Here is a 12,218-nt window from a genome sequence, read left to right on the forward strand (position 1 = left end):
TTGCCTGCTATTTAATGTGATCGTTCCCACGCTCCGCGTGGGAATGCCGCCGAGGACGCTCTGCGTCCCGCACCTGTAGTTGCATAAAAAAAGGTGCGATCCTCATCGAGGTCGCACCTTCTTTTTCAACGGTTGGCTATCAACTGCCCAGCGCCTTGGAGGCCAGCCAGAACAACCCGGCCGACAGGCCCACGGTTGCCGGCAAGGTCAACACCCAAGCCATCAGGATGGTCTTCACCGTGCCGCCTTGCAGGCCGCTCTTATTGGCAACCATGGTGCCGGCCACGCCTGAAGACAGTACGTGAGTGGTGGAAACCGGCAGGCTGAAAATGTTGGCCAGGCCAATCATGCTCGCCGTGGTGATCTGTGCCGACATGCCTTGGGCATAGGTCATGCCCTGCTTGCCGATCTTCTCACCGATGGTCAGTACCACACGCTTCCAGCCCACCATGGTACCCAGGCCCAGGGCCAGTGCGACGGCGAGGATCACCCAGAACGGGGCGTACTCGGTGGTGGCGGTCAAGTCTTTGCGCAGCTTGTCCAGGTCGGACTTCTCACGCGCATCCAGGCCCGGCAGCTTGCCGACTTTCTTCGCGGTGTCGTCCAGGCACAGCAAGTAGCGGCGCACTTCAATGCGGTGCTCGGCAGTCAGCGAGTGGTAGTCGGAAACGCCTTTCAGGGTTTCCATCAATGCATTGATAGTCGGCTCGGTCTGCTGCGGGTTGCACCGGAACTTGCCCGGCAGGTCGTCCTTCACGCTTTTGCCCAGTGCCAGGAACTCGCCGAGCGTGGCGTTATTGCGCTCGTAAAACTGGCTCAAATGCACGGTGGCATCGCGAGTACGTTCAATCTGGTAAGTGGTGCTTCCCAGGTCGAGTACGAACTGCGCCGGTACGATACCGATGAGCACCAGCATGATCAGGCCGATGCCTTTCTGGCCATCATTGGAGCCGTGTACGAAGCTCACGGCCATGGCCGAGATCACCAGTACCAGACGGTTCCAGAACGGTGGGTGCTTCTTGTCGTCAAGTTTGCGGCGCTGGTCCGGGGTCTTGTGCATTTTCGACAGTGGGCGCCACCATTTCAGGCCGATCAGCACCAGAGCTGCGACCAGGAAGCCGGCCATCGGCGAGAACACCAGGGAAGCACCGATATCGATGGCTTTCTGCCAGTTCACACCGTCAGCCAATGGGATGTCGTTGATCAGGGCATTGGCCAGGCCGACACCAAGGATCGAGCCGATCAAGGTATGGGAGCTGGAGGCCGGGATACCGAAGTACCAGGTGCCCAGGTTCCAGGTGATCGCCGCTGCCAATAAAGAGAAGACCATTGCCAGGCCATGGCCGGTGTTCACATTGATCAGCAACTCCACCGGCAGCAAGTGCACGATGGCGTAGGCGACGCCGACACCACCGAGCAACACGCCGAGGAAGTTGAACACCCCGGAGAAGAACACGGCCAGGTGCGGCGGCATGGCTTTGGTGTAGATGACTGTGGCCACCGCGTTAGCGGTGTCATGAAAGCCATTGATGAACTCGAAGGCGAGGACAAAGGCCAGGGCGAGCAACAGGCTCACTAGAACCCAAGCATCCAGTCCGCTGAATAAATCGATCATGAAGGTTTTCTGACCCGGTCGTAAGGGGGCGCGATTATGCCAGAAAACCTCAGTAATCGATGCATTAGCTGCTCATCGGTAACAATCTTCACTGAAAAAACACCGGGCAAAGCGGCGCATCCCAGGGTTTTCGGGGCTTTGGCAAGTCTTTGATTTATAAAGTGCGGGGCCGAAAAGACACGGATTTGTCATGCAAACGTCATGTCTGAAACATTTGTATGAAATTTCGTTGGCGGCAGCAGGACGCTGACCAATGGTGAGCCAATGCACGGTGCCTTCCGCCGGCGCTGGGCCGGCAGAGACAGCAAGACCCTGGAAACTCTGAGCGAAGGGCTTATGGCTCTTCGGTCTTGAGTTCCTGTTCAATCTTTTGAATTTCCTGGGCAAATGCCTGATCCAGCAAACTGGCCCGTTTGCGCCAGGGTTTGCGCTCGGGTTCAGGTTGCGCGGCGTAGGTGGTGACTTCCCCGCCGTAAACGTCCTTGTAACGTTGTTCCTGGCGCTCAAGTTCCGCGCGCAGTTCGTCTTTCGTCACAGTGTTACCTAATTAAGTTGAGTGTATTGACGGTGCAGCGTCATGCCTGAAAGTCGTCCTCGGGTTGTTCAAAATTGAACAGTAGAACCATTCAAGTTTGAAAAAGGGCCAAAGGGCAGATCTTATAAACAGGTATGTGTGACCGATGATGCCTGTAACGCGCATCGCCTCGTGAGCTCCACTCCCGATGATAATGAAATCGGGCTGACCTCTGCACAAGCTGCATTATAGCGGCGCATTTGGATAAAACTATCAGCATTAAGTTAAAAAGCGTCAACTTCGTGTGAGACTTTTGTTACATGACGGTGTGAGTCATTTGCGTGTTTTGCGCATGACTGTAGTGGTCTACCCGGCTGTCGGGTTCCATCGGCAAAATTGCGATAATCGCATGGCTGTCCGATAATCGCCCGATGTTGCGGGCGCAACCTTGTGCATCCCGGCCGGCACGGCTTGTAATGGCGGCCAACCCTCCCTGCGGTTGAAAACAAGAGAAAGGACCCTGGAAATGAACGATCAATTGCGCAACTCCTTCGCATCAGTGGCGCCGCCGATCGTGGCTTCACCGGCCAAGCGTATCCAGGCGTTTACCGGTGATCCGGACTTCATGACCTCCCTGGCGCGCGGCCTGGCCGTGGTGCAGGCGTTTCAGGAGCGCAAACGCCACCTGACCATCGCCCAGATCAGTCATCGCACCGAAATCCCGCGTGCCGCCGTGCGCCGTTGCCTGCACACCTTGATCAAGCTCGGTTATGCCACCACCGATGGGCGCACCTATTCGCTGCTGCCCAAAGTCTTGACCCTGGGGCATGCGTATTTGTCCTCCACGCCATTGGCCGTATCGGCCCAGCCTTACCTGGACCGTATGAGCGAGCAATTGCACGAGGCTTGCAACATGGCGACCCTGGAAGGCGACGACATCCTTTATATCGCCCGCTCGGCCACCACCCAGCGCCTGATCTCGGTGGACCTGTCGGTGGGCGGGCGTTTGCCGGCGTATTGCACATCGATGGGGCGCATCCTCCTGGCGGCGCTGGACGATGCCTCGCTCAAGGACTATCTCGACCACGCCGACCTGCAAACCAAGACCAGCCGCACCCTGACCACGCCCGAAGCCTTGTTCGAATGCCTGCAACAAGTGCGTCAACAAGGCTGGTGCATCGTCGATCAGGAGCTGGAGCAGGGTTTGCGCTCCATCGCCGTGCCGGTGTACGACGCTTCCGGCCAGGTGTTGGCCGCGCTCAATGTCAGCACCCACGCCGGGCGTGTCAGCCGCAGCGAGCTGGAGCAGCGGTTTTTGCCAAGCATGCTCAGCGCCAGCCGCGAGTTGAGTGCGCAACTGTTTGCCTAAGTGTTCGGTGACCGCACAGATCCCGGCTTGATCAATTGACGCTGTTTCCCCCGACTTATTACTGTGCGGCAGCGCTCTGAAGAGCCGCCCAATAATAATGACGACCCCAGGTCGTTGGCCCGCCATCGGTGTGGAATAAAAAAAATGAATCAGCCTTCTGTCGGTACCACCCTGGACGTGCAGTCCTTTATCAACGCCCAGCCACTCTCGCGTTACCAGTGGCGTGTGGTAATCCTGTGTTTCCTGATTGTCTTCCTCGATGGCCTCGACACCGCTGCCATGGGCTTTATTGCGCCTGCGCTGTCCCAGGACTGGGGCATCGACCGCGCCAGCCTTGGCCCGGTAATGAGTGCCGCGTTGATCGGCATGGTGTTTGGTGCGCTCGGTTCCGGCCCGCTGGCGGACCGTTTTGGCCGCAAAGTGGTGCTGGTGAGTGCGGTGTTGGTGTTTGGCGCATTCAGCCTGGCCTCGGCCTACAGCAGCAACGTCGACCAACTGCTGGTGTTGCGCTTCCTGACCGGGCTGGGCCTGGGCGCAGGGATGCCGAACGCCACGACGCTGCTGTCCGAATACACCCCCGAGCGCCACAAATCGTTGCTGGTGACCAGCATGTTCTGCGGTTTCAACCTGGGCATGGCCGGCGGCGGGTTTATCTCGGCCAAGCTGATCCCGGCGTTTGGCTGGCATAGCCTGCTGCTGATCGGCGGCATTCTGCCGTTGATTTTGGCGGTGGTGCTATTGGTATGGCTGCCGGAATCGGCGCGTTACCTGGTGGTGCGCAACCGCGGCACCGACAAGGTGCGTAAAACCTTGTCTCCCATCGAACCTACGATCGTTGCCCAGGCGAGCAGCTTCAGCGTGCCCGAGCAAAAAACCGTCAAGGCGCGCAACGTGTTCGCGGTGATCTTCTCCGGCACCTACAGCGCCGGCACCCTGCTGCTGTGGCTCACCTACTTTATGGGCCTGGTGATTGTTTACCTGCTGACCAGTTGGCTGCCGACCCTGATGCGCGACAGCGGCGCCAGTATGGAACAGGCAGCCTTTATCGGCGCGTTGTTCCAGTTCGGCGGCGTGCTGAGTGCGGTCGGCGTGGGCTGGGCAATGGACCGCTTCAATCCCCACAAGGTCATCGGTACTTTCTACCTGTTGGCCGGGGTGTTTGCCTACGCCGTGGGGCAGAGCCTGGGCAATATCACCGTACTGGCGACCTTGGTGTTGATCGCCGGAATGTGCGTCAACGGCGCGCAATCGGCCATGCCATCCCTGGCCGCGCGCTTCTACCCGACACAGGGCCGCGCGACCGGTGTGTCGTGGATGCTCGGCATCGGTCGCTTCGGCGCGATCCTCGGCGCGTGGATGGGCGCCACCTTGCTGGGCCTGGGCTGGAACTTCGAGCAGGTGCTGACGGCGCTGGTGATTCCGGCGGCGTTGGCCACGGCTGCCGTGGTGATCAAGGGTATGGTCAGCCATGCGGATGCTACCTGATCCCCGCGCGATTCAAGTGGGCGCTAAATTGTGTGGGAGCTGGCTTGGGTGGGAGCTGGCTCCCACATAAGCCAGGCCCTCAGACTGAGCGAGTTTTCGTAAACGATTAGCTAGACAACAATCCGTTCGATAATCGAACGCTGAGTCGATTATCGGATTGTTTGGCCCATTTGCCCGGCTTAATCTTCAAGCACTTCGGCGCCACCTCAGCGCCTTTTTCGATCAACACCGGGAGCCCAACCCCATGGCTGAAATTCTCACCCTGCGTGATGCGGTCAAGCGCTTCGTGAACGACGGCGATACCGTCGCCCTCGAAGGCTTCACTCATCTGATCCCTACGGCAGCGGGTCATGAAATCATTCGTCAGGGCAAGAAAGACCTGACGCTGGTGCGCATGACGCCTGACCTGATCTACGACCAGTTGATCGGTGCCGGCTGCGCGCGCAAGTTGATTTTCTCCTGGGGCGGCAACCCGGGCGTGGGTTCCCTGCATCGCCTGCGCGACGCCGTTGAAAAGCAATGGCCGCAGCCGCTGGAGATCGAAGAACACAGCCACGCCGACCTGGCCAATGCCTACGTTGCCGGAGCCTCGGGCCTGCCGTTTGCGGTGCTGCGCGCCTACGCCGGCTCCGACCTGCCCAAGGTCAACCCGCTGATCAAAACCGTCACCTGCCCATTCACTGGCGAAGTGCTGGCGGCCGTGCCGTCGGTGCGTCCGGACATCACCGTGATCCACGCACAAAAGGCCGACCGCAAGGGCAATGTGCTGCTCTGGGGCATTCTCGGTGTGCAGAAGGAAGCGGCCCTGGCGGCCAAGCGTTGCATCGTCACCGTCGAAGAAATCGTCGATGACCTGAATGCACCGATGAACAGCTGCGTGCTGCCGACCTGGGCCTTGACTGCGGTGTGCCATGTACCCGGTGGTGCGCACCCGTCCTACGCCCATGGCTACAACGAGCGCGACAACCGCTTCTATCAGGCGTGGGACCCCATCGCCCGCGACCGTGGGACCTTTACCGCGTGGATCGACGAATATATCCACGGCACCGCTGACTTCAGTGAATTCCAGGCCAAGCTGGCCCACGCGCAGGAGGCCAAGTAATGGCTTACTCGACCAATGAAATGATGACCGTCGCCGCCGCGCGCCGCCTCAAGAACGGCTCGGTGTGCTTTGTCGGTATCGGCTTGCCTTCCAAGGCCGCCAACCTGGCACGCCTGACCTCGTCGCCGGACGTGGTGCTGATCTACGAATCCGGCCCGATTGGCGCCAAGCCAAGCGTATTGCCGCTGTCGATCGGTGACGGCGAACTGGCAGAAACCGCCGACACGGTAGTACCGACCGGTGAGATTTTTCGCTACTGGCTGCAAGGCGGGCGCATCGACGTCGGCTTTCTCGGCGCCGCCCAGGTCGACCGCTTCGGCAACATCAACACCACCGTGGTGGGCGATTATCACCAACCCAAAGTGCGCCTGCCGGGTGCCGGTGGCGCGCCGGAGATTGCCGGTTCCGCCAAGAGCGTGTTGATCATCCTCAAGCAGTCGGCGCGCTCGTTTGTCGACAAACTGGACTTCATCACCTCGGTCGGCCACGGCGAAGGCGGTGACTCACGCAAGCGCCTGGGCCTGCCTGGCGCCGGCCCTGTAGGGATTATTACCGACCTGTGCATCATGGAACCGGAGGAGGGCAGCCATGAGTTTGTGGTCACCGCGCTGCACCCTGGCGTCACCCGTGAACAAGTGGTGGCAGCCACCGGTTGGGCAATTCGTTTTGCCGACCACGTAAGCACCACCGCCGAGCCGACCGAGGTGGAGCTGACCGCGCTGCGTGATCTCGAAGCGCGCACTGCCGCCGCCCACGGCCAAGCACCGGGAGAAGCCTGATGCGTGACGTCTTTATCTGTGATGCCATCCGCACGCCCATCGGCCGTTTCGGCGGTGGCTTGTCCACGGTGCGCGCCGATGACTTGGCAGCTTTGCCAATCAAGGCACTGATCGAGCGCAACCCGTCGGTGGACTGGAGCGCGGTCGACGAAGTGTTCCTTGGTTGCGCCAACCAGGCCGGTGAAGACAACCGCAACGTCGCGCGTATGGCGTTGCTGTTGGCGGGCTTGCCGCAAAGCATTCCGGGCGTGACCCTCAACCGCCTGTGCGCCTCGGGCATGGACGCGATCGGCACGGCCTTCCGCGCCATCGCCAGCGGCGAAATGGAGCTGGCGATTGCCGGTGGCGTCGAGTCGATGTCCCGTGCGCCGTTCGTGATGGGCAAGGCTGACGCGGCGTTTTCGCGCAACATGAAACTGGAAGACACCACCATCGGCTGGCGTTTTATCAACCCGTTGATGAAGGCCCAATACGGCGTGGATGCGATGCCGCAAACGGCCGATAACGTCGCCGACGACTACAACGTGTCCCGCGCCGATCAGGACGCCTTCGCCCTGCGCAGCCAGCAACGCACCGCCGCCGCGCAAGCCGCCGGGTTCTTTGCTGAAGAAATCGTGCCGGTGCGCGTCGCCCATAAAAAAGGCGAAACCGTGGTGGAGCACGACGAGCATCCACGCGACACCACCCTGGAGGCCCTGGCCAAACTCAAGCCGGTCAATGGCCCGGATAAAACCGTCACCGCCGGCAATGCGTCGGGCGTGAATGACGGTGCGGCGGCGCTGATTCTGGCGTCTGCCGAAGCGGTCAAAAAGCACGGCCTCACCGCCCGCGCTCGCGTATTGGGCATGGCCAGCGCCGGCGTTGCGCCGCGTGTAATGGGCATCGGCCCGGTGCCGGCGGTGCGCAAACTGGTGGAGCGCCTTGGTTTGGCGGTCACCGACTTTGACGTGATCGAACTCAACGAAGCCTTCGCCAGCCAAGGCCTGGCGGTGCTGCGTGAACTGGGGATTGCCGACGATGCCGCGCAGGTCAACCCGAACGGCGGCGCCATCGCTCTTGGCCACCCGCTGGGCATGAGCGGCGCGCGGTTGGTGCTGACGGCACTGCATCAGTTGGAGAAAACCGGCGGCCGCAAAGGCCTGGCGACCATGTGTGTGGGCGTCGGCCAAGGCCTGGCCCTGGCGATTGAACGCATCTGATAAGAGAGGATTGCTCCATGAGTGACAAGCCCGGTTACCGGCGCCCGCAAGCGGGCACCCAACCTGATTACCTGCACCCGGCCTACCAGTCGACGAACCTGCGTTCGCCGTCCCAGCCATTGGTGTTTCTGCCGCACTCCTTGTCGGAAATCACCGGCCCGACCATCGGCGCCGAGCGGATCAACGAGAAGGACAACGACCTCACCGCCCAGCACGAAGGCGAGCCCCAAGGCGAGCGCATCATCATCCACGGCCGTGTGCTGGATGAAAACGGCCTGCCGGTACCGGGCATTCTGGTGGAGATCTGGCAGGCCAACGCCGCCGGTCGCTACAACCACAAGCGCGACCTGCACGACGCGCCGCTGGACCCGAACTTTACCGGCACCGGCCGCACCGTCACCGACGCCGACGGCTGGTATCAGTTCCAGACCATCAAGCCCGGCGCCTACCCGTGGGGCAACCACCACAACGCGTGGCGCCCGGCGCATATCCACTTCTCGCTGTTTGGCCCCAGCGTACTGACGCGGCTGGTCACGCAGATGTATTTCCCCGGTGACCCGCTGCTGGAATACGACCCGATCTACAACTGCGTGCCGGACACCAGCGCCAAGCAGCGTCTGATCGCGCGTTTTGATCTGGAAAAAACCATTCCGTCCTATGCCCTCGGCTATCGCTGGGACATCGTTTTACGCGGCCGCGACGCCACGCCGATGGAGAAATGAGATGACCCTCAATGCGACCACGTCCCACACCGTCGGGCCGTATTACCACATCGGCCTGACCTGGCTGAACCGCGAAGACCTGACCGTGCCGGCCACCTTGGGCGAGCGCGTGGCAATCAGCGGGCAGGTGGTGGACGGCAACGGTGATGTCGTCAACGACGCCATGCTGGAAGTTTGGCAAGCCAATGCCGCCGGCAAGTACGACCACCCCGAAGACGAGCAGGCCAAGGCTGTCGATCCCAACTTTGAAGGGTTCGGCCGGGTGCCGGTGGACGCCGAAGGGCGTTTTCGGTTTACCACCATCAAGCCGGGCAGTGTGCCGGGCCTGCAAGGCACGACCCAGGCGCCGCATCTGGTGGTGCTGGTGTTTGCCCGTGGTTTGGTCAAGCACCTGTTGACGCGGATCTATTTCGACGGTGAAGCGTTGAATGGCGATGACCCGTTGCTGGCGTGTGTGCCTGCTGAGCGTCGCGGCACGTTGATTGCCAAGCCGGATGCGCAAGGTGTGCATCAGTGGAATGTGATTTTGCAGGGCACAGACAAGGAGACGGTGTTCTTCGATTATTGAGTTGAGCTGGCGGGCGCCATCGCGGGCAAGCCCGGCTCCCACATTTTGAACGGTGAACAGGTTCAAAGGTGGGAGCTGGCTTGCCTGCGATGGCGCCCTCAAGGCCGCACCTATGCAAAAGTCTGCTTGCGGAACATGGTTGTTGCAAAGTATGTCTAGGCTATAACCGTTCCCACTGAGTAAAAAAACATGACAACAAAAACGAGTCACTACACCGGAGAAGAACGCAGCAAACGGATTTTTGCGATTGTCGGGGCCTCCTCCGGCAACCTGGTCGAATGGTTCGACTTCTACGTCTATGCCTTCTGCGCGATTTATTTTGCCCCGGCGTTTTTCCCCTCGGACGATCCCACGGTCCAGTTGCTCAACACCGCCGGGGTGTTTGCTGCAGGATTCCTGATGCGACCCATCGGTGGCTGGCTGTTTGGCCGAGTGGCCGACAAGCACGGGCGCAAAAACTCGATGATGATCTCGGTGCTGATGATGTGCGCCGGTTCGCTGGTCATCGCCTTTTTGCCCACCTACAAAGATATCGGCGCCTGGGCGCCGGCCTTGCTGCTGGTGGCGCGCCTGTTCCAGGGCCTGTCGGTGGGTGGCGAATACGGCACCACGGCGACCTACATGAGTGAAGTGGCACTCAAGGGCCAGCGCGGCTTTTTTGCGTCATTCCAATACGTGACCCTGATCGGCGGCCAATTGCTGGCGGTGCTGGTGGTGGTGATCCTGCAACAGATCCTGAGTGAAGAAGAACTGCGCGCCTGGGGCTGGCGGATTCCGTTCGTGATCGGTGCCATTGCTGCGGTGATCTCCCTGCTGCTGCGTCGCACCTTGAAAGAAACCACCAGCAAGGAAATGCGTGAAGACAAAGACGCCGGCAGCATCGTCGCGCTGTTCCGCGACCACGGCAAAGCCTTCATTACCGTGCTGGGCTACACCGCCGGTGGCTCGCTGATTTTCTACACCTTTACCACGTACATGCAGAAATACCTGGTGAACACCGTGGGCATGCACGCCAAGACGTCGAGCTACATCATGACCGGCGCGCTGTTCCTGTACATGTGCATGCAGCCGCTGTTCGGCATGTTGGCGGACAAGATCGGTCGACGTAATTCGATGCTCTGGTTCGCAGGCCTGGGCACGCTGTTCACCGTGCCGATCCTGCTGACCCTGAAAACCGTCACCAGTCCGTTCCTGGCCTTTGTGCTGATCACCCTGGCCTTGGCGATCGTCAGCTTCTATACCTCGATCAGCGGCCTGGTCAAAGCGGAGATGTTCCCGCCGCAGGTGCGCGCACTGGGTGTGGGCCTGGCGTATGCGGTGGCGAATGCGATTTTTGGTGGTTCGGCCGAAGTCGTTGCGTTGAGCCTGAAATCCATTGGCATGGAAAATACCTTTTACTGGTACGTCACCGCGATGATGGCGGTCGCTTTCCTGTTCAGCCTGCGTCTGCCCAAACAGGCGGCTTATCTACATCACGACCTCTAGGGATGAGTTATGACACTGCGCACGAGCAATCAACTGTTCGACGCTTACTTCACCGCTGACAGCATGGCCGAGGTGTTCTGCGACCAGGGACGTTTGCAGGGCATGCTGGATTTCGAAGCGGCGCTGGCCCGGGCCGAGGCCCGGGTCGGGCTGATTCCGCAAGCCGCCGTCGCACCGATTGCCCAGGCGTGCCTGGCTTCGCTTTACGATGTGGATACCCTGGGCGAGGCGATTGCCTCGGCGGGGAATTCGGCAATTCCGCTGGTGAAGGCCTTGGGCAAGTTGATTGCTGCTGAAGATGCCGGTGCCGAGCGTTACGTGCACCTGGGCGCGACCAGCCAGGATGTGATGGACACCGGGCTGGTGTTGCAACTGCGCCAGGCGTTGGCGCTGATTGAAGCGGACCTGGCGCAATTGGGCGAGGTGTTAGCTGCCCAGGCCCAGCGTTATGCCGACGTACCTTTGGCCGGGCGAACCTGGTTGCAGCATGCGACGCCGGTCACGCTGGGGATGAAAATTGCCGGGTGGCTGGGCGCGGTGACGCGCAGTCGCCAGCGCCTGGCCGAGCTGAAGCCGCGCTTGTTGGTGCTGCAGTTCGGTGGCGCGTCCGGCACCCTGGCGGCACTCGGTGAGCAAGCCATGCCGGTGGCGCACGCCTTGGCAACTGAGCTGCAACTGGGTTTGCCCGAGCAACCCTGGCACACCCAACGTGATCGACTGGTGGAGTTTGCCGGCGTGCTCGGCCTGATCGCCGGCAGCCTCGGCAAGCTGGGGCGCGACCTCAGCCTGTTGATGCAGACCGAAGCGGCGGAAGTGTTCGAGCCGTCGGCGCCGGGCAAGGGCGGCTCATCGACCATGCCGCACAAGCGCAACCCGGTGGGCGCCGCCGTGTTGATCAGCGCTGCCACCCGCGTGCCGGGGCTGGTGGCGACGATGTTCAGCGCCATGCCCCAGGAGCACGAGCGCAGCCTGGGCCTGTGGCACGCCGAGTGGGAAACCCTGCCAGAGATTTGTCGGCTGGTGTCCGGTGCCTTGAAACAGGCGCTGTTGGTGAGCCAAGGCTTGGAGGTCGACTCCGAGCGCATGGCGCACAACCTCGACCTGACCCAAGGGCTGGTGCTGGCCGAAGCCGTGAGTATCGTGCTTGCCCAACGCCTGGGCCGCGAGACCGCTCACCATCTATTGGAGCAATGTTGTAAACGCGCCGTCGCCGAACGGCGACATCTGCGCGCGGTTCTGGCGGACGAAGCACAGGTCACCGCCGAGTTGTCGGCGGTGGAACTGGACCGTCTGCTCGATCCGGCCCACTACTTGGGCCAGGCTCAAACCTGGGTTACCCGTGCGGTGACCGACCATTTTGCTTTGACTGCGTAAGGAGAC

The 12,218-nt window shown here is 61.1% G+C and carries 11 protein-coding genes; 9 read left to right on the plus strand and 2 right to left on the minus strand.

Annotation, left to right across the window (positions count from 1 at the left end; genetic code table 11):
• Window positions 1-139 precede the first annotated feature (139 nt).
• The gene (locus tag AOA62_RS10365) at window positions 140-1,615 is read right to left on the minus strand and encodes an inorganic phosphate transporter (protein ID WP_017137227.1); all 1,476 of its coding nucleotides are present in this window, start codon (window positions 1,613-1,615) and stop codon (window positions 140-142) included.
• Window positions 1,616-1,949: 334 nt separating this feature from the next.
• Window positions 1,950-2,150, minus strand: a complete 201-nt coding sequence (locus AOA62_RS10370; RefSeq protein WP_003189295.1) for a hypothetical protein — start codon at window positions 2,148-2,150, stop codon at window positions 1,950-1,952.
• A gap of 505 nt (window positions 2,151-2,655) precedes the next feature.
• On the opposite strand from AOA62_RS10370, the gene pcaR reads away from it, so the two are divergent.
• From pcaR to AOA62_RS10415, 9 genes are all read left to right on the plus strand, one after another.
• On the plus strand, window positions 2,656-3,498 hold the full coding sequence (gene pcaR / locus AOA62_RS10375; RefSeq protein ID WP_017137228.1) for a pca regulon transcriptional regulator PcaR: 843 nt from the start codon (window positions 2,656-2,658) through the stop codon (window positions 3,496-3,498).
• 144 nt (window positions 3,499-3,642) lie between these two features.
• Window positions 3,643-4,983 carry an MFS transporter gene (locus AOA62_RS10380; protein WP_017137229.1) on the plus strand — a complete coding sequence of 447 codons (1,341 nt, stop codon included), beginning with the start codon at window positions 3,643-3,645 and terminating at the stop codon, window positions 4,981-4,983.
• A gap of 244 nt (window positions 4,984-5,227) precedes the next feature.
• On the plus strand, window positions 5,228-6,085 hold the full coding sequence (locus AOA62_RS10385) for a CoA transferase subunit A (protein ID WP_017137230.1): 858 nt from the start codon (window positions 5,228-5,230) through the stop codon (window positions 6,083-6,085).
• Window positions 6,085-6,864, plus strand: a complete 780-nt coding sequence (locus AOA62_RS10390; RefSeq protein ID WP_017137231.1) for a CoA-transferase subunit beta — start codon at window positions 6,085-6,087, stop codon at window positions 6,862-6,864. Before AOA62_RS10385 ends, AOA62_RS10390 begins: the two co-directional genes overlap by 1 nt.
• A complete protein-coding gene (pcaF, locus tag AOA62_RS10395; protein ID WP_169985849.1) occupies window positions 6,861-8,063 on the plus strand; it encodes a 3-oxoadipyl-CoA thiolase in 1,203 nt (400 codons plus the stop codon). Before AOA62_RS10390 ends, pcaF begins: the two co-directional genes overlap by 4 nt.
• A gap of 17 nt (window positions 8,064-8,080) precedes the next feature.
• Window positions 8,081-8,785, plus strand: coding sequence for a protocatechuate 3,4-dioxygenase subunit beta (pcaH, locus tag AOA62_RS10400; protein ID WP_017137233.1), 705 nt, complete (start codon window positions 8,081-8,083; stop codon window positions 8,783-8,785).
• A gap of 1 nt (window position 8,786) precedes the next feature.
• Window positions 8,787-9,353, plus strand: a complete 567-nt coding sequence (gene pcaG / locus AOA62_RS10405) for a protocatechuate 3,4-dioxygenase subunit alpha (RefSeq protein ID WP_058421728.1) — start codon at window positions 8,787-8,789, stop codon at window positions 9,351-9,353.
• A gap of 189 nt (window positions 9,354-9,542) precedes the next feature.
• Complete coding sequence (locus AOA62_RS10410) at window positions 9,543-10,838, plus strand: MFS family transporter (RefSeq protein WP_017137235.1); 1,296 nt, start codon at window positions 9,543-9,545, stop codon at window positions 10,836-10,838.
• Window positions 10,839-10,847: 9 nt separating this feature from the next.
• The gene (locus AOA62_RS10415; protein WP_099548594.1) at window positions 10,848-12,212 is read left to right on the plus strand and encodes a 3-carboxy-cis,cis-muconate cycloisomerase; all 1,365 of its coding nucleotides are present in this window, start codon (window positions 10,848-10,850) and stop codon (window positions 12,210-12,212) included.
• Window positions 12,213-12,218: the final 6 nt, after the last annotated feature.

The sequence above is a fragment of the Pseudomonas sp. 2995-3 genome (assembly GCF_002742565.1).
GTDB classification, from domain to species: domain Bacteria; phylum Pseudomonadota; class Gammaproteobacteria; order Pseudomonadales; family Pseudomonadaceae; genus Aquipseudomonas; species Aquipseudomonas edaphica.